The sequence below is a fragment of the Streptomyces sp. sk2.1 genome (genome assembly GCF_008120935.1).
Classification (GTDB): Bacteria; Actinomycetota; Actinomycetes; order Streptomycetales; family Streptomycetaceae; genus Streptomyces.
Map to the genome: position 1 here is coordinate 1,264,867 of NZ_RDBO01000020.1, position 17,486 is coordinate 1,282,352.

General features: G+C 70.7%; 16 protein-coding genes and 2 tRNA genes. 1 reads left to right on the forward strand and 17 read right to left on the reverse strand.

The genetic code is table 11. The features are described from left to right. Window positions 1-68 precede the first annotated feature (68 nt). The 12 genes from EAO76_RS09150 to EAO76_RS44415 all read right to left on the reverse strand — a co-directional run bounded on the left by EAO76_RS09150 (window position 69) and on the right by EAO76_RS44415 (window position 10,715). Window positions 69-914, reverse strand: a complete 846-nt coding sequence (locus EAO76_RS09150; RefSeq protein ID WP_148835086.1) for a DegV family protein — start codon at window positions 912-914, stop codon at window positions 69-71. A 128-nt stretch (window positions 915-1,042) separates the two neighbouring features. Continuing rightward, window positions 1,043-1,759 (reverse strand): hypothetical protein, encoded by a 717-nt coding sequence (locus EAO76_RS09155; protein ID WP_148835088.1) that lies wholly within the window; start codon window positions 1,757-1,759, stop codon window positions 1,043-1,045. A 224-nt stretch (window positions 1,760-1,983) separates the two neighbouring features. After that, window positions 1,984-4,857, reverse strand: coding sequence for a leucine--tRNA ligase (gene leuS, locus EAO76_RS09160; protein ID WP_148835090.1), 2,874 nt, complete (start codon window positions 4,855-4,857; stop codon window positions 1,984-1,986). Between the two features lie 445 nt (window positions 4,858-5,302). Then, window positions 5,303-5,375, reverse strand: a tRNA-Ala gene (locus EAO76_RS09165). Between the two features lie 141 nt (window positions 5,376-5,516). Further along, window positions 5,517-5,750: a hypothetical protein gene (locus EAO76_RS09170; RefSeq protein ID WP_015608461.1), complete on the reverse strand. Its 234-nt coding sequence runs from the start codon at window positions 5,748-5,750 to the stop codon at window positions 5,517-5,519. A 562-nt stretch (window positions 5,751-6,312) separates the two neighbouring features. After that, a tRNA-Ala gene (locus tag EAO76_RS09180) sits at window positions 6,313-6,385 on the reverse strand. 278 nt (window positions 6,386-6,663) lie between these two features. Beyond that, on the reverse strand, window positions 6,664-7,317 hold the full coding sequence (locus EAO76_RS09185; RefSeq protein ID WP_148835094.1) for a histidine phosphatase family protein: 654 nt from the start codon (window positions 7,315-7,317) through the stop codon (window positions 6,664-6,666). Then, window positions 7,314-7,745: a ribosome silencing factor gene (gene rsfS, locus EAO76_RS09190; protein ID WP_148835096.1), complete on the reverse strand. Its 432-nt coding sequence runs from the start codon at window positions 7,743-7,745 to the stop codon at window positions 7,314-7,316. Before rsfS ends, EAO76_RS09185 begins: the two co-directional genes overlap by 4 nt. Before the next feature lie 114 nt (window positions 7,746-7,859). Then, on the reverse strand, window positions 7,860-9,638 hold the full coding sequence (locus EAO76_RS09195) for an LCP family protein (protein WP_148835098.1): 1,779 nt from the start codon (window positions 9,636-9,638) through the stop codon (window positions 7,860-7,862). Window positions 9,639-9,657: 19 nt separating this feature from the next. Continuing rightward, window positions 9,658-10,275 (reverse strand): nicotinate-nucleotide adenylyltransferase, encoded by a 618-nt coding sequence (nadD, locus tag EAO76_RS09200; protein WP_148835100.1) that lies wholly within the window; start codon window positions 10,273-10,275, stop codon window positions 9,658-9,660. Between the two features lie 38 nt (window positions 10,276-10,313). Continuing rightward, window positions 10,314-10,478, reverse strand: a complete 165-nt coding sequence (locus EAO76_RS44410) for a hypothetical protein (RefSeq protein ID WP_187438511.1) — start codon at window positions 10,476-10,478, stop codon at window positions 10,314-10,316. Between the two features lie 84 nt (window positions 10,479-10,562). After that, window positions 10,563-10,715, reverse strand: a complete 153-nt coding sequence (locus tag EAO76_RS44415; protein WP_187438512.1) for a hypothetical protein — start codon at window positions 10,713-10,715, stop codon at window positions 10,563-10,565. A 109-nt stretch (window positions 10,716-10,824) separates the two neighbouring features. On the opposite strand from EAO76_RS44415, the gene EAO76_RS09205 reads away from it, so the two are divergent. Continuing rightward, on the forward strand, window positions 10,825-11,925 hold the full coding sequence (locus EAO76_RS09205; protein ID WP_148835102.1) for a M48 family metallopeptidase: 1,101 nt from the start codon (window positions 10,825-10,827) through the stop codon (window positions 11,923-11,925). Window positions 11,926-12,010: 85 nt separating this feature from the next. Here the strand turns inward: EAO76_RS09205 and EAO76_RS09210 are convergent, their stop codons facing one another. The 5 genes from EAO76_RS09210 to proB form a co-directional block, all read right to left on the reverse strand. Beyond that, window positions 12,011-13,117, reverse strand: coding sequence for a hypothetical protein (locus EAO76_RS09210; protein ID WP_148835104.1), 1,107 nt, complete (start codon window positions 13,115-13,117; stop codon window positions 12,011-12,013). 413 nt (window positions 13,118-13,530) lie between these two features. After that, window positions 13,531-14,109 (reverse strand): hypothetical protein, encoded by a 579-nt coding sequence (locus EAO76_RS09215; RefSeq protein ID WP_148835106.1) that lies wholly within the window; start codon window positions 14,107-14,109, stop codon window positions 13,531-13,533. Window positions 14,110-14,177: 68 nt separating this feature from the next. After that, window positions 14,178-15,461 (reverse strand): glutamate-5-semialdehyde dehydrogenase, encoded by a 1,284-nt coding sequence (locus EAO76_RS09220; RefSeq protein ID WP_148835108.1) that lies wholly within the window; start codon window positions 15,459-15,461, stop codon window positions 14,178-14,180. Window positions 15,462-15,544: 83 nt separating this feature from the next. Beyond that, window positions 15,545-16,069, reverse strand: coding sequence for a hypothetical protein (locus EAO76_RS09225; RefSeq protein ID WP_148835110.1), 525 nt, complete (start codon window positions 16,067-16,069; stop codon window positions 15,545-15,547). A 142-nt stretch (window positions 16,070-16,211) separates the two neighbouring features. Next, entirely contained in the window at window positions 16,212-17,297 is a 1,086-nt protein-coding gene (gene proB, locus EAO76_RS09230; RefSeq protein WP_262375363.1) for a glutamate 5-kinase, read from the reverse strand. Window positions 17,298-17,486: the final 189 nt, after the last annotated feature.

Consider the following 17,486-nt stretch of genomic DNA (forward strand, 5'->3'; position numbering starts at 1 on the left):
GGCCACCCCGAGGAGTGAAAACGAGGAGTGAGAACCCCGAGACCGGCGTGCCGGACGGTCCGGCCCGGTCAGCGCGGCGAGACCACTGCCCCGAGCAGGCCGGGCCCGGTGTGCGCGCCGATCACCGCGCCCACCTCGCTCACATGCAGATCGACCAGTCCCGGCACCCGTTCGCACAACCGCTCGGCGAGCCGCTCGGCACGCTCGGGCGCCCCCAGGTGGTGCACGGCGATGTCCACAGGACCGTTGCCAGCCCGTTCCGCGGCGATCTCCTCCAGCCGGGCGATCGCCTTCGAGGCGGTCCGCACCTTCTCCAGCAGCTCGATACGGCCGTCGTCCAGCTGGAGCAGTGGCTTCACGGCGAGCGCCGAACCCAGCAGCGCCTGCGCGGCTCCGATCCGGCCCCCTCGGCGCAGATAGTCGAGCGTGTCGACGTAGAAGTACGCACAGGTGCTCTCGGCCCGCTTCTCCGCCGCCGCCACGGCCTCGTCCAGGCTCCCGCCCGCCTCCGTCGTCTCCGCCGCCGCCAGGGCGCAGAATCCCAGGGCCATGGCGACCATTCCGGTGTCCACCACCCGCACCGGAACCGGTGCTTCCTTCGCCGCGAGCAGAGCGGCGTCGTACGTGCCCGAGATCTCGGCCGAGAGGTGCAGCGAGACGATGCCGGTGGCTCCGGCCTCGGCCGCGGCGCGGTACGTGGCGGCGAAGACCTCCGGGCTGGGCCGGGAAGTGGTCACGGGGCGGCGCTTCTGGAGCGCCGTCGCGAGGGCACGGGCCGAGACCTCGGTGCCGTCCTCCAGAGCCTGGTCCCCGAGAACGACGGTCAGCGGCACCGCGGCGATGCCGTGCCGCTCCATCGTCTCGGGCGGCAGGTAGGCCGTGGAATCGGTGACGATCGCGACATGGCGGGACATGAGCCGGAGGTTACCTGGCGAGCCCGTGTCCCGGCAGTCCGGCCCCGGTCGAATGATCGGTCCGGATCATTTCGCATCGCTCCGGACCGTTCGGGAACGTGTCCTGACACCGTCGGTCGTCGAACGACTCAGTTCGTCGTCTCGGGCCGCGCCGTCTTCTGCCACGGGTATTCGGTCCGCCGCGGGTCCGGGCCCGTGATCGCCTGGGCCGTGCCGTCGGCCGGGCCGCTCTTCCGCTGCCGGTCCTGCGGGCCCGTCCCGCCCTGGGGCCGTTCCTGCTGCCGGACCGGTTCCTCGTCCTCCGTCGTCCAGTGCCGAAGCGCTCCGGCCTCCATGTCGATCTGCGCGTTCAACGCGTCGAGATCGTCGTCGACGAACCGTCGCGCCCGGTCCCGCGCGGCCCACCGCAGCGAATCCGCGGAGTGCGTGATCCGCTCCGTGCGCTGCTTCAGGCCGGGCAGCAGCGAGGCGACGGTCGCCCGGTCGGGCTCGCGCTCCAGCCTCTTCAGCTCTTCGTCCAGCTCCCGCCCGTGCGCGCTCAGCCGCTGGAAGAGGCTCAGCGACTCCGCGAGCGAGGCGTCCTCGACCGCCCCCCGCTGCAGCGCCTCCTGCGTGGCCCGCATGGAGGTGCGCAGCGCCAGCCGCAGCTGCGCGAGCTCCGCGCCCACGCCCGACTGGCCGTAGCTCTTCGCCCGCAGCGTGGTTTCCTCGACCGTGCGGCGCGCCTGGGTGATCGTGCGGTCCACACCGCGCTTCGCCGCCCCTACGGCCTTGATGCCCGCGTACACGCCGAGGGCCACGAACGCGAAAAAGAGCAACCCCAGAATCAGGATCACGGCTTCCATGAGCGCCCCTCGGATGTCGTCTCGGCTGCCGGAGCGGCCCCGGCCCCTCCACCGTAAACGGAAAGGGCAGGCCGAGGGTTCCTTCGGAACCCCCAACCTGCCCGTAGGGGAATGCCCCCACTCTTTCCGTGCTCCGGTCAGTGCCCCTCAAGGGGCGGCCATACCGTCACTCCGCACGCATCGGACACATCACGCAACACACGTCACGCGTCACACACCGCACATCACGCAGGGACGATGTTGACCAGCTTCGGCGCCCGCACGATCACCTTGCGGATGCCCGCGCCGCCCAGCGCCGCGACCACGGCCGGGTCGGCCAGGGCCAGTGCCTCCAGATCCTCGTCCGTGATCGACGGGGAGATCTCCAGGCGGGCCTTGACCTTGCCCTTGACCTGGACGACGCAGGTCACGGTCTCGTCCACGACGTACGCGGGGTCGGCGACCGGGAAGTCCTGGTGCACGACCGACTCGGTGTGGCCCAGTCGGCGCCACAGCTCCTCGGCGATGTGCGGCGCCAGCGGGGCCACCAGCAGCACCAGCGACTCGGCGACGGACCGGGGCAGCGGGCCGCCCGCCTTGGTCAGGTGGTTGTTCAGCTCGGTGACCTTGGCGATGGCCGTGTTGAAGCGCATCCCGGCCATGTCCTGGCCGACCCCGTCGATCGCCTTGTGCAGCGCGCGCAGCATCTCCTCGCCGGGCTCCGCGTCCACGACGGTGACCTCGCCGGTCTCCTCGTCGACGACATTGCGCCACAGCCGCTGCAGCAGCCGGTACTGACCGACGACGGCGCGCGTGTCCCACGGCCGCGACACGTCCAGCGGGCCCATCGCCATCTCGTACAGGCGCAGGGTGTCCGCCCCGTATTCGGCGCAGATCTCGTCCGGGGTGACGGCGTTCTTCAGGGACTTGCCCATCTTGCCCAGGACCCGGCTGACCTTCTCGCCCTGGTGGTAGAACGCCCCGTCGCGCTCCTCGACCTCGGCCGCCGGGACCGCGATGCCGCGGCTGTCCCGGTAGACGAACGCCTGGATCATGCCCTGGTTGTACAGCTTGTGGAACGGCTCGGCGGACGAGATGTACCCCAGGTCATGCAGCACCTTGGACCAGAAGCGGGCGTACAGCAGGTGCAGCACGGCGTGCTCGGCACCGCCGACGTACAGGTCGACGCCACCGGTCGGCTGCCCCTCGCGCGGCCCCATCCAGTACTGCTCGATCGCCGGGTCGACCAGCTTCGAGTCGTTGTTCGGGTCCAGGTAGCGCAGCTCGTACCAGCAGGAACCGGCCCAGTTGGGCATGGTGTTGGTCTCGCGACGGTACTTCTTCGGGCCGTTGCCGTCGCCCAGGTCCAGGGTGACGTTGACCCAGTCGGCGTTCCGGGACAGCGGGGTCTCGGGCTGGGTGTCGGCGTCGTCCGGGTCGAAGGTGCGCGGCGAGTAGTCGTCGACCTCCGGCAGTTCCAGGGGCAGCATCGACTCGGGCAGCGGGTGGGCGACGCCGTCCTCGTCGTAGACGATCGGGAAGGGCTCGCCCCAGTAGCGCTGGCGGCTGAACAGCCAGTCGCGCAGCCGGAAGTTGACGGTGCCCTCGCCGACGCCGTGCCCCGTCAGCCATTCGGTGATCTTCGCCTTGGCCTCGACGACGCCCAGGCCGTTCAGCGAGATCTCGTCGTTGGCCGAGTTGACCAGCTTCGCCTCGTACGAGCCGAAGGCGTCCTCCCACGTCGAGGGGTCCGTGCCGCGGTCGTCCGACGGATCGACGACACAGCGCATCGGCAGCTCGAAGGCGCGGGCGAAGGCGAAGTCGCGCGCATCGTGCGCCGGCACGGCCATGATCGCGCCGGTGCCGTAGCCCATCAGGACGTAGTCGGCGATGAAAACGGGCACCTTCTCGCCGCTGACCGGGTTGGTCGCGTACGCGCCGGTGAAGACCCCGGTCTTGTCCTTGGCCTCGGCCTGCCGCTCCACGTCGGACTTGGCGGCGGCCAGCTTGCGGTACGCCGTGACGGCCTCGGCCGGGGTCGCGTGGCCGCCGGTCCACACCGGGTGGGTGCCCTCGGGCCAGGCGGCCGGGATGATCCGCTCGACCAGCTCGTGCTCGGGCGCCAGCACCATGTAGGTGGCGCCGAACAGGGTGTCCTGGCGGGTGGTGAAGACGGTGATGCTGCCGGCGCCGTCGACCGGGAAGTCGACGCGCGCGCCCTCGGAGCGTCCGATCCAGTTGCGCTGCTGCAGCTTGATGGCCTCGGGCCAGTCCAGGCCGTCCAGGTCGTTCAGCAGCCGGTCGGCGTAGGCGGTGATGCGCATGTTCCACTGGCGCAGCTTGGCCTTGAAGACGGGGAAGTTGCCGCGCTCGGAACGGCCGTCGGCCGTCACCTCTTCGTTGGCCAGTACGGTGCCCAGGCCCGGCGACCAGTTGACGGGCGCGTCGGAGGCGTACGCCAGGCGGTACTCGCCCAGGACGTCCGCGCGCTCGACGGCGCTCAGGGCGCTCCAGTCACGGCCGTCCGGGGCGGGGCGCGAACCGTTCTCGAACTGCTCGACCAGCTCGGCGATCGGGCGTGCCCGGTCGGCCTCGGTGTCGTACCAGGAGTTGAAGATCTGCAGGAAGATCCACTGGGTCCACTTGTAGTACTCCGACTCGATCGTGGCGAACGAGCGGCGCTTGTCGTGGCCCAGGCCCAGTCGGCGCAGCTGGGCGGTCATGTTCTCGATGTTGGCCTCGGTGGAGACCCGCGGATGCGTGCCGGTCTGGACGGCGTACTGCTCCGCGGGCAGGCCGAAGGCGTCGAAGCCCAGGGTGTGCAGCACGTTGTGCCCGGTCATCCGCTGGTGGCGGGCGAAGACATCGGTGGCGATGTAGCCCAGGGGGTGACCCACGTGCAGGCCCGCACCCGAGGGGTACGGGAACATGTCCATGATGAATTTCTTCGGCTTGGCGGCCTGTGCCGGATCGCCCGCCAGGTCACCGGTCGGATTCGGCGCCTCGTACGTGCCCTCGGCGTCCCAGAAGTCCTGCCAGCGTGCCTCGATGTCGGCGGCCATCGCCGCCGTGTAGCGGTGCGGCGCGGCCGTCTCGGCTGCGGAATTCGTCTCGCTCATGATCCTCAAAGCTCCATCGATCGTCATCTGCCGGCGCCCACGTTTACGGACACTCGTCTACGGAAACGAAAAATCCCCTCGCACAGGAGGGGACGCCGCGCTGATTCCGACCAGGCATTCTCACCGGTCGGGACTGATCAGCGCGGCTCGCTAAGCAGAAGGCGTACGGCACGCATGGCGTCAGGGTACCCCACAGGTCCCGAACCGGGCCGGGCACAACCGGACCGTGGGACCGGAACGGAGACGTCCGCACGACGGGGGAAACACCCGGAAGGCACGACGGAGAACCATCCGGAGGACGCGACGAAGCATCCGGAGGAGTCGCCCGCACTCCCGCACCCCCGAAGGGGGTGCGCACCGGAGGAACCGGAGACCGCCCCCGGGAACACCTGCTCAGGGGAACAAAGAAGCGGGCCACTCTTTCGAGTGACCCGCTTCTTCACTGTGGAGCTAAGGAGAATTGAACTCCTGACCTCCTGCATGCCATGCAGGCGCTCTACCAACTGAGCTATAGCCCCTTGCTGTGTTCCGCCTGGTTTCCCTGGCGACATCGAGAACATTACCGGTGACCCCGCCAGTCCACCAAATCGTTTCCCGGTCGCATGGATTTGACCGGTTTCGCGGCACCTCCGTCGGGGCGATCGGCGGCACCGGACGGGTCACGCCGTGGCGAAGGAGTAGAAGCGCTTGAGGGTGCAGTGCTCCTCCAGCAGCCGTCCGTAGATCGGCTCCCCCTCCAGCTCCCGGTAGGTCTCGATCGGGTCGCCTTTTATGATCAGCGCCCGCGCACACTCCTCGCACCAGTACTGGTACTCCGGATTGATCGGATCCATGTCCCTGACGATGGGCGTACCACTGCCGCACCAGTCACATTTCCGCCTGTGTGCACCCATGGGTCAGCTCCGGGTCCGGCCACGGGCGGTACACGCACGACGGGCGCCGGCGGTACCGCCACGCACCCGGACCGCCCGGGGCGGTCCGACGGCACGGCGATGGGCCCGGACGCGGACGCGACGTCCGGGGGCGACAGATGCTTCGGGAGCCAGGGGGGCCGCAGGGGCCTCGGGGACAAGGAGCAGGTCCGGGACCTCTTGGCGGCTCGCAGGCATCGCGCTCCCTCCCGTTCGGTCCGTCGCCCCCTCCGGCGTTCCGATTCTGCCATGACCCCGCAAGAGGGACAGCCCGTCGAGGATCCGGCGGGTCGACGACGGCGCGGGAACCCCGCGACCGCACCCGCCCCGACATCCGCAAAGAGCGCGACGACGCCCTGGAGACATGCGTCCGCCGGCAGCGCCCGGCAACTCCCGTGCGCGGAACCGGCCATGGGAGTACGGCACCGGTGACGGCCGGTCAGGCGGCGGGCCGGGAAGCGCGCCCGGACCATGGAACGCCGTCGGGGTGTCGAGTGGGGGAAACGAGAAGATCCCGCCCCTGACAGGGACGGGATCTTGACTGTGGAGCTAAGGAGAATTGAACTCCTGACCTCCTGCATGCCATGCAGGCGCTCTACCAACTGAGCTATAGCCCCGCTGTTCGCTGTGTTTCTCTGCGTTTCCGCGCTGCGAACAAGAAGAACTTTAGCCTGTGACCTGCCGGAAAGTGAAATCCGGCCGACGGGGGTCGGTGCGGGCCTCCGGCCGTCGCCCTGCCCCGGCTCCGGGAACGGGGCACCGGCGGCCCCGGAACCGGAACCAGGCCCGGACGAACCGGACCGGTCCGGACCGACCCGGCCGGTTCCCGGGCGCCGGGTCACGGGCACAGGGGTCACAAGTACCGAATCGCAGGCACCGGACCCGGGGCCCGTGCCTAGGTGTCGTCGCCGAGCACCGGCTCCGGCAGCGTGCCGGCGTTGTGTTCCAGCAGACGCCAGCCGCGCGCGCCCTCGCCCAGCACCGACCAGCAGCAGTTGGAGAGCCCGCCGAGTCCTTCCCAGTGGTGCGCCTCCAGCCCCAGCAGCCGGCCGATGGTGGTGCGGATGGTGCCGCCATGGCTGACCACGACGAGCGTGCCGTCCTCGGGCAGCTTGTCGGCATGTTCGAGCACGATCGGGGCGGCCCGGTCGGCGACCTCGGTCTCCAGCTCGCCGCCGCCCCGCCGCACGGGCTCGCCGCGCTTCCACGCGGCGTACTGCTCGCCGTACTGCCCGACGATCTCCTCGTGCGTGAGGCCCTGCCAGGCGCCCGCGTAGGTCTCGCGCAGTCCCGCGTCGTGCGCGACTTCGAGGCCGGTGAGCGCGGCGAGCTCGGCGGCCGTGGCCGCTGCCCGCTGGAGGTCGGAGGCGACGATCGCGTCCGGCTTCAGCGAGGCGAGCAGCCGGGCGGCCCGCCGGGCCTGCCCGACTCCGACCTCGGTGAGCGCGATGTCCGTGGAGCCCTGGAACCGGCGCTCCAGGTTCCACGCCGTCTGGCCGTGCCGCCAGAGGACGATCTTGCGCCCCCGGCCCTTCCTGCCCGTGCTCAGCTCTGCTCACCTTCCGTGCCGCCGCTGAGCTTGGCGTGCTCCTCGGCCTTGCCGCGGGTCTTGACCGCGTCCTCGGGGAGCGCGATCTCGGGGCAGTCCTTCCACAGGCGCTCCAGCGCGTAGAAGACGCGCTCCTCGCTGTGCTGGACATGGATGACGATGTCGACGTAGTCGAGGAGGATCCAGCGCGCGTCCCGGTCGCCCTCGCGGCGCACCGGCTTGGCGCCGAGCTCCTTCTGGAGCCGCTCCTCGATCTCGTCGACGATCGACTTGACCTGGCGGTCGTTGGGGGCCGAGGCCAGCAGGAAGGCGTCCGTGATCGACAGCACGTCGCTGACGTCGTACGCGATGATGTCGTGCGCGAGCCGGTCGGCGGCCGCCTGGGCGGCGGCGTTGATGAGCTCGATGGAGCGGTCCGTGGCGGTCACAAGCAGGCTTTCGTCGGCGGTCAGATCAACCTCTAGGGTCTCACGGACCGCCGACAGCCCACGCAATGAACGTTCGAGTGCCGGATCAGTACCGCCCGGACGGCGAGATCCGGGTCATTTGATCTTGTAGTCCTGGCCGAGCACGACGGACACGTCCACGTTGGCGGCGGGCTTGCCCTGCTTCACCGCCTCCGCCGGCAGGCCCAGGGTCTTGGCGACCTGGACCGCCTTCTCCTTGTCCTGGGCGGTCCTGTGGACGACCTCGGACGACGGCACGGTCCCGGTCGTACCACCGCCCACGAAGGCGTAGCCGCCGTTGATCAGCTTGATCCGGGCGGATGCCGCGCCCTCCTCGTCACCGGTGGCGTTCTTGACGTCGACCCGTACCACGGCGTCCGCGTCCGGGGCCTTCACCGTGCCGCCCAGAACGTCCTTGACGACGCTCTCGGTGGCCGCGTCGGTGAGCGTGCCGTCCGGCTGGACCGGCAGCACGGTCGTCTTGTAGTCGCCGACCTTGGCGCGCTGGGCGAGCTTCGCAAGGGAGGCCCCGAGGTCCTTCTCGGGGAGCGAGGGGTCGAGGATCTGCGCCAGCGTCTGCACGGTGACCGTGGCGGCCTTCGGATCGTCCGAGATCTTCCGCAGCACGCTCCGCACGACCTCACCGAACCGCATGAGCTGCTTCGCCTCGGCCTCGCCGGGCCCCTGGTAGGTGGCGTACGCGACGGCCATCCGGCCGCTCAGGGTCTGCGACTCGCCCTTCTTCACCAGAGGTGAAGCACCCTTCTTCGTGTCGGGCACATCGGTGTCGGTGTCGATCTCGATGTTGCCGACCAGGTCGACGAGGGTCTCCAGGTAAGGGGTGTCGAGTCGCCACGTACCGCTGATGTCGGTGCCGAGCAGTGTGTCGATGGAGTCGCGGGTACCGGTGGCGCCGTCGTCGTCGACGGACTTGCCGAGGGTGGTCGTGGCGCCCTCGTCGTTGGCGACCATGAGCGAGTTGGGCAGCAGGACCGTGGTTCCCTGCTTGGTCGTCACGTTGTCGACGAGCAGCGCCGTGGAGGTGCCGCCCTTCTTGGTGTTGTGCAGGTGGACCACGATGACGTCCCGCTGCTGCGGGCCCGCCGACGCCGTGTTGTCCTTCTCCGAGTCGGACAGGCCGGGGAGCTTTCCGGCGGACCAGAGGTAGCCGACGCCGCCGACCACCACCAGGGCCACCACGACTATCAGCGCGACCATGCGGTTGCGGCCGCGGCGCCGTGCCTCCTCGCGCCGCTCGCTGCGGCTCTCGGTGAACTTCAGCCAGTCGATGACGTCTTCGGAGTCCTCGTCGGGCTCCTCGATGAAGGAGAACTGCTCGGTGCGGTAGTCGCGGTCGGCACGGCGCTGTCCGGGGACGGCCGCTTCCGGCTCGGTCCCGAAACGGGGCTCGGACTCGGGCTCGGGTTCCCGCGGGGCCGGTGCGGGCGCGGGCGGCACCTGTGCCGGCGGGGCCGGCTGCGCGCTCGCCTGCTGCGGGACGTTCCACTGCTGGGTGGTGTCGACCGCGGCGGGCTGCCGGCCGGTGTCGTAACCGTAGCCGTCATAGCCGCCGTAACCCGGCTGCTGGGGCTGCTGGGGCTGCTGGGGCTGCTGGGGCTGCTGGGAGGCGTACGGGTCGTACGGCTGCTGCTGGAAGTGCTGCGGGGCCTGGGACTGGGTGTACGGGTCGTACCCGTACCCCGGGTCGGTCTGCTGACCGGGCTGCTGGTGGGACTGCTGCGCCTGCTGGGGTCCGTACGGGTCGTACGCCTGCTGACCCGCCTGCTGCTGATACACCGGCTGCCCGTACTCGTCGTAGCCGATGATCTGCGGCTGCTGGTAGTACGGGTCGTACGGGTTCTGTCGGTCGTTCACCGGTGCCCCTCTGCGTCGCTCATTCGCCGCGGTACAGCTGGCGCTTGTCGATGTAGCGGACCACGCCGTCCGGCACCAGATACCAGACCGGGTCCCCCTGCGCGACCCTCTCACGGCAGTCCGTGGACGAGATGGCGAGCGCGGGAACCTCCACGAGGGAGACGCCGCCCTCCGGCAGGCCCACGTCCGTGAGCACGTGCCCCGGGCGTGTCACACCGATGAAGTGGGAGAGCGAGAACAGTTCGTCGGCGTCCCGCCAGGTGAGGATCTGGGAGAGCGCGTCGGCGCCGGTGATGAAGAAGAGGTCGGCGTCACCGTGGATCGCGTGCAGGTCCCGCAGCGTGTCGATGGTGTACGTGGGGCCGCTGCGGTCGACGTCGATCCGGCTGACGGAGAACTGCGGGTTGGACGCCGTCGCGATGACCGTCATCAGATAGCGGTCCTCGGCCGGGGACACGTGCTTGTGGCTCTTCTGCCACGGCTGCCCGGTCGGGACGAAGATCACCTCGTCGAGGTGGAACTGGGCGGCCACCTCGCTGGCCGCCACCAGGTGTCCATGATGGATCGGGTCGAACGTCCCGCCCATCACGCCGAGTCGGCGCTTTCCGCGGCCGGTAGGCACTTCCTGCTCTCCCATGCGTGCAGAGCCTACTGGCACAGGTGTACGCCTCTGTCTCAGCGGTCGCGGTTGAAGCGTGTGGTGACCCACAGCAGGAACATCAGCGCGAGGAACGCACCGCCCCCGGTGAGGTAGGGGTTGAGGCTTTCGTGGTTGCCACCGAGCTCGCCGCCCTCGGAGGCGAGAGTGACCAGCTGGTGTGCGGTGCTCGTGAGGCTCATCTTCGGCAGGACCTATCGATCGGGAGTCGGAAGGAAGACGTCGCGCACATCGTATGCGGGCGCCCCGGGCACGCTCACGCCGACTCAGTCGTTGTTGTCGTCGTTGCGGTATCCGCGCAGCAGGAACCAGCCGAGCAGGGCGGCTCCGACGAGCGAGACGAGCAGCACGATACGGAGCGTGTTGCCAGGTCCCTGCTCCGTGGATGCGGCAGCGAGCAGAGCAACGGTTTGCGGCATGTCGGGCGTCTCCTCTGTTATCCACAGCCCCCCGCACACCGTAGCCCCAGCACCTACGCTGGGTTTTGTCAGGGGGCGAGCGACGTCTCGTACGAACAGGGGGCCATCCATGACCGAACACAGCCACGAGAACGTGCCCAGCAGGCAGCGCAGGCGCTTCACTGGGATCTCGTCCCGGGCCTACGAGCACCCGGCGGACCGCTCGGCCCTGGTGGCCCTGCGCAAGCTGAGCGGTTTCGACACCGTCTTCAAGACGCTGAGCGGTCTGCTGCCCGAGCGCAGCCTGCGACTTCTCTTCCTCTCCGACTCCGTCCGGGTGAGCGACGCCCAGTTCGCCCACCTCAACGACATGTTGCGGGATGCCTGTTACATCCTGGACCTGGAGAAGGTCCCTCCGATGTACGTCAATCAGGACCCGCAGCCCAATGCCATGTGCATCGGCCTCGACGAGCCGATCATCGTGGTGACGACGGGGCTGGTGGAGCTGCTCGACGAGGAGGAGATGCGGGCCGTCATCGGCCACGAGGTGGGACACGCCCTCTCCGGCCACGCCGTTTACCGCACGATCCTGCTGTTCCTCACCAGCATCGCCCTGAAGGTCGCCTGGATCCCGCTGGGCAACGTCGCGATCATGGCGCTCGTGACGGCGCTGCGCGAATGGTTCCGCAAGTCGGAGCTGTCGGCCGACCGGGCCGGGCTGCTCGTCGGCCAGGACCTTCAGGCCTCGATGCGCGGCCTGATGAAGATCGCGGGTGGCAACCACCTGCACGAGATGAACGTGGACGCCTTCCTCGCCCAGGCCGACGAGTACGAGAAGGGCGGCGACCTGCGCGACTCGGTGCTCAAGATCCTCAACCTGCTGCCCCGCTCCCACCCGTTCACCACGGTCCGCGCGGCCGAGCTGAAGAAGTGGTCCGAGACCCGCGACTACCAGCGGATCATGGACGGCCACTACCCGCGGCGCGACGAGGACAAGGACACCTCGGTGACGGACTCCTTCCGGGAGTCCGCGTCCCACTACGCGGACACGGTGCGCACCAGCAAGGACCCGCTGATGAAGCTGGTCGGCGACATAGCGGGCGGCGCCGGAGACCTGGGCGGCAAGCTCCGCGACAAGTTCACCGGCCAGGGCGGGGGCACGGCCGGCAAGGGCACCGGGAACGACACCGCCAACGGGTCGGCGGGGGCGGAGGGGACTCAGGAGTCCTGAGGGACCACTGAGCCTTGAGGAACCACAGAGCCTTGGAACCACAGAACCTTGAGGGACCGCTGAGCTCCGAGCGGCTCAGCTCTCCTCAGGAGCCCTGAGGAGCCGCGGGCCGGGCCGGGGACTGCTGGAGGACGTCGGTCTTCAGGGTGCCGCAGAGCGCTGCCGCGGGACGGCCCGTCGCGTACGGGTCGGTGCCCGCGGGGCCGCGGTGGGAGGCGTGCTGCCCGGCGAGCAGCGGCCGCAGCGCACCGGTGTTGTCCGTCGGGCACGACTGCGGCCCGGCCTGGACGTAGCTGGTGCGCACCTCCAGCCGGTGCAGCCGCAGGTCCTCCCGGTCGAAGCGGAAGTGCAGCTCGCGTCGCACGGTGAAGAGCGAGGCGTCGTCCGCCGCCCGGGGCCCCTCACCGGCCGGGCGGAGCGTGTAGGTGAAGGTGTGGTCCGACACCACCTCCAGCGTGTCGGACCCCTCCTCGGCGTAGCTCAGGATGCCCCGGACGCGTACGTCCGGGGCGGCGAGCGCCACCTTCGCCGGGTCGAACCGCACCAGCCACCCGGTCGCGGCGTGCCGGCCGTCGTCGACCGGGTGGTCGACGCTCTGCTCGAACTGGGTGGTCTGGTCGGGGTCGAGCAGCATCTGCACCGGTCGCACGGCGTCGCCGGTGAGCACGTCGGGGTCGAGCGAGGACGCCACCAGGTAGTCCTTGGCCGTGTCCAGGGCCGCCCCCACCTGGTCGGCCGAGAAGTTGTCCGTCCGCCCGACCACCGGCAGGTTGATGCCCGCGGCACCCTTCTCGAACTGCGCCGCGGGGCTCTTCGCGAGAAGCCCGGCAGCCGTTCCGCCGGGTACGGCGCCCTGGGGCGCCAGGGGGACGACGGTCGATCTCATGGGCTCGGCCCGCCTGCCGACGGGGGGCTGGTAGGGGTGGCGAAGGCCCATGTACACGGCCGTCCCGAAGGCCAGGGCGATCAGGAGGATCAGGGCGACGAGGGCCCTGGACCCGGCGCGGAAGCGGCGGGACGGCAGGCTGCGCACGGCGGGGGCGTGATCCGTCAGGCGCTCCCGTGCGGAGAATTCCTGCAGCCGGGCAGCGCGCACGAACGATTCGTCGAAGACGAGTGACCGGTACTCGTCCTCGCCTCCGCCCGCCGGGTTCTCGAGCGGACCTTCTGGCGGTTCTCCGTGGCCTGCCATGGCTTCTCCCGACTCCCACGTCACCGGACGGGCCGGAACGCTTCGCTCTGCTTCGGCCGAACGGCTTCGGACAGGGCCTGTCCGTCATGGGTTCGCATGACGTCGCACGGCTGCGCATGTACGGACGAGCGAGAAGCCCCCTCGGTGAGAGGGGTCACACTTTCAGGGTAGGTCGATCGGGGTCGGGGTAAACGCCCAGCCGCGAAGAACCGGCCGCGAGCTTCCCCGGGCTCTTCGGGGACATCGCCGGATTCACGACCAAGGAGGATGTACCGGGCATCCAGAACATGCACCCGCATGCGAGTGCATACCGTGCCGAAACATGTGCATCCGGTCGCCCACGGTGCGCGATCGCGCGCGAGGGCGCGGGCGTCCTCGGCACCCGGGCGTCCTCGGTGGGAGTGCGCGGGGCCTCAGCCCGTACGGGGTGTCGCGGAGGCCGTGGGCCGGACGTGGTCCGTGGTGGCGGAAGGGACGACTCCGGGGCCCGGGGCGCTGTCCACACCGGTCGTGGCGGGCGGCGGGGCGGGTTCCTGGCGGCTGCCCGACGCATTGCGGTAGACGGCGCTGAAGGCGAGCGCGATCATGCCGATCCCCATCAGCACCGCGAGCAGCCAGGCCACCGGCCGGTGCCAGCGCGCGGAACTCCGGTAGGGGCGCAGGGCGCCGCCGTGCCGCCCATAGGGGTCGTCGGGGTCCGGGGAGTCGTCGTGGGAGCCCTCGCGGCCGTATCCGCCGCCCGGGCCGTATCCCTCGTCGTGGAGGTCCTCGTCCAGCGGGGCGCCACCCGCGCGGGCCCGGGACGCCTCGGCCTCGGCACGGGCCTGAGCGGCTGCCAGCAGCCGCTCCACGGCGGTCGGTTCATGGATCTCGGCGGCCCGTACGAAGTCCTCGTCGAACACCACGGAGGCGAAGTCCTCGTCCGCGCCCCCGCGGTCGTCGTCGGGCTCCCAGCCGTCCGGGAACGGCCTGCCCCCCACGTCGTCCGGCACGGCTCCAGACTAGCCCCGCCGGGGCGTTCTGGGCAGGGAGCCCGCAAACATTCACCGGCTCCGGAAGGTCACCGCACGTGGCCGTCGCCCGTGACGATGTACTTCGTCGAGGTGAGCTCCGGCAGCCCCATCGGGCCCCTGGCGTGCAGCTTCTGCGTGGAGATGCCGATCTCGGCACCGAAGCCGAACTGGCCGCCGTCGGTGAAACGGGTGGACGCGTTCACGGCCACCGTCGTGGAGTCCACCAACTGGGTGAAGCGGCGGGCCGCCGCCTGGGAGGTGGTCACGATCGCCTCGGTGTGACCGGAGGACCAGAGCCGGATGTGGGCGACGGCCGCGTCCAGCGAGTCCACGACGGCCGCGGCGATGTCGTAGGAGAGGTACTCGGTCTCCCAGTCCTCCGGCGTCGCCGCCACCACGGTGGCCCTGGACCCCTCGGCGTGCGCGAGCACCCGCTCGTCGCCGTGCACGGTGACGCCCGCGTCGGCCAGCGCGTCCAGGGCCCTGGGCAGGAACCGGTCGGCGACGTCCCGGTGCACCAGGAGGGTCTCGGCGGCGTTGCAGACGCTCGGGCGCTGCGCCTTGGAGTTGACCAGGATCTCCACGGCCATGTCGAGGTCGGTCTGCGCGTCCACGTAGACGTGGCAGTTGCCGGTGCCGGTCTCGATGACGGGCACGGTGGACTCCTCGACCACCGTGCGGATCAGCGAGGCGCCGCCGCGCGGGATGAGGACATCGACGAGGCCGCGGGCCCGCATCAGTTCCCGTACCGAGTCGCGGCTCTCGCCCGGTACCAGCTGCACCGCGTCGGCGGGCAGGCCCGAGCCGCCGACCGCGTCCCGCAGCACCCGTACGAGTGCGAGGTTCGAGGAGTACGCGGAGGACGAGCCGCGCAGCAGGACGGCGTTGCCGGACTTCAGGCAGAGGGCCGCGGCGTCGACCGTCACGTTGGGCCGGGCCTCGTAGATGATGCCGACCACGCCGAGCGGCACCCGGACCTGGCGCAGGTCGATGCCGTTGGGGAGCGTCGAGCCCCGGACGACCTCGCCGACCGGGTCGGGCAGCGCCGCCACGTGCCGCACGTCGGCGGCGATGGCGCGGATCCGTTCGGGGGTGAGGGTGAGCCGGTCGATGATCGACTCGCTGGTCCCGGCCTCGCGGGCGCGGGCGACGTCCTCGGCGTTGGCGGTGACGATCTCGCCCGTCCGCACCTCCAGCGCGTCCGCGATGGCCAGCAGCGCGTCGTCCTTCGCCGCGCGGGGCAGCGGCGCGATGTCGGCGGCGGCGGAGCGGGCCCGGTAGGCGGCCTGGGCGACCGGGGACATGTTGTCGTACGGCGAGAGCGTGGTCATGCCCGCAGGGTAGTGCGCACACTGCGGGCATCCGTCACGTATCCCGTGATGCGAGACAACTCCCCCGCCTGCCGTCGCGGCGGTCAGTAGGGGTGCACTCCCACGGGGGCGGCCGGGGGCGGCCCGTATCCCTCGGCGACGCGCTGGTGGTACGTCTCGCGGTCGATGACCTCCAGGCCGACGATCTCCCAGGGCGGGAGCCGGGCGGTGGAGCGGTGCTCCCCCCACAGCCGCAGTGCGACGGCCGCCGCGTCGTGCAGGTCGCGGGCCTCTTCCCAGTAGCGGATCTCCGCGTGGTCGTCGGCGTACCTGCTGGTCAGCAGGAAGGGGTGGTCGTGCGCGAGTTGTTCGAGCCCGCGTCTGACCTCCTCCAGGGGAACGGCCCCGCCCGAGACGCTGAGCGTGATGTGCCACAGCCTCGACGGGGTGCGTTCCGTCCTCGCCGCCTCCGGCGCGGGTCCTCCCGCCGCCGTCGGTCCGGAGCCGGCGGTCCGGTCCTCATCAAGATCCGCGGACCCGCCGCCGTCGAAATCGGCCCCCGCTCCGACGCTGGTCAGGGCCCGGCCGGCCGTTCCTCGGGGCGGCGCCCCCGGGCGCGCTCGTCTCACCGGCGGCCTCCTGTGAATGCGTTCGCTGTGCTGTACCCCGCTTGTGTCCCGTTACAAAGTTGACCAGTCCTCGGCCGGGGATGGGGTGGTTTTCGTGAAGGTCTCCGGTGCGGGACCGGACTTTCAGCCGTTTCAGGGGCCGTCAGGAGTGCAGTACGACCAGATCGTCCCTGTGTACGATCTCGCGCTCGTAGGCCGGGCCGAGCTCCCGCGCCAGGTCGCGGGTGGACCGGCCGAGCAGCTGCGGGATCTCCTTGGCGTCGAAGTTGACGAGTCCGCGCGCCACCGGCCTGCCTCCGAGGTCGCGCAGCTCCACCGGGTCGCCGGCCGTGAACTCGCCCTCGACCCCGGCGATCCCGGCGGGCAGCAGCGAGCTGTGGCGCTCTACGACCGCGCGCACCGCCCCGTCGTCGAGGGTCAGCGAGCCCTGCGGGGTGGAGGCGTGGGCGAGCCAGAGCAGCCGGTCGGCCGAGCGGCGTCCGGTGCGGTGGAAGTACGTGCCGGTGTCCCGTCCGGCCAGGGCGTCGGCGGCCCGGCTCGCCGAGGTGAGGACGACCGGGACCCCGGCGGCCGTGGCGATCCGGGCGGCCTCGACCTTGGTGACCATGCCGCCGGTGCCGACGCCGGCCTTCCCCGCGCTGCCGATGGTGACGCCCGCGAGGTCCGCCGGTCCGGTCACCTCGGCGACCCGCGCGGTGCCCGGGGTGCTGGGGTCGCCGTCGTAGAGGCCGTCGACGTCCGAGAGGAGGACCAGAAGGTCGGCACGGACGAGGTGGGCGACGAGCGCGGCGAGCCGGTCGTTGTCGCCGAACCGGATCTCGTCGGTGGCGACGGTGTCGTTCTCGTTGACGATCGGGAACGCGCCCATGTCCAGCAACTGGTCGAGGGTGCGGCAGGCGTTGCGGTAGTGGGCGCGGCGGCTGGTGTCGTTACTGGTCAGCAGCACCTGGCCGACGCGTACGCCGTACCGTGCGAAGGAGGCGGTGTAGCGGGCGACGAGCAGCCCCTGGCCGACGCTGGCGGCGGCCTGCTGCCGGGCCAGGTCCTTGGGTCGGCGGTGCAGTCCGAGCGGGGCGAGCCCGGCCGCGATGGCGCCGCTGGAGACGAGCACGATCTCGCGCTCCCCGCCGCTGCGCACCTTGGCCAGTACGTCGACGAGTGCGTCGACCCGGTCCGCGTCGAGGCCGCCCGCCGCGGTGGTGAGGGAGGAGGAACCGACCTTGACCACGATCCTGCGGGCCTCTGCGACGCCCTGCCTTGCCCCTGACACGTACATCCCCAATGGTTCGGCCTCTCGCCCGGCCCCCGCAATCTACGCGAGCGGCGGCGACGGCGCTCGGGCGTTCCGCTCCCTGGACCCGTCCCGTCCGACCGGCGGCCCGGAGCGGCCGCGGAAGACCTCGGTTCCGGTTCCGGT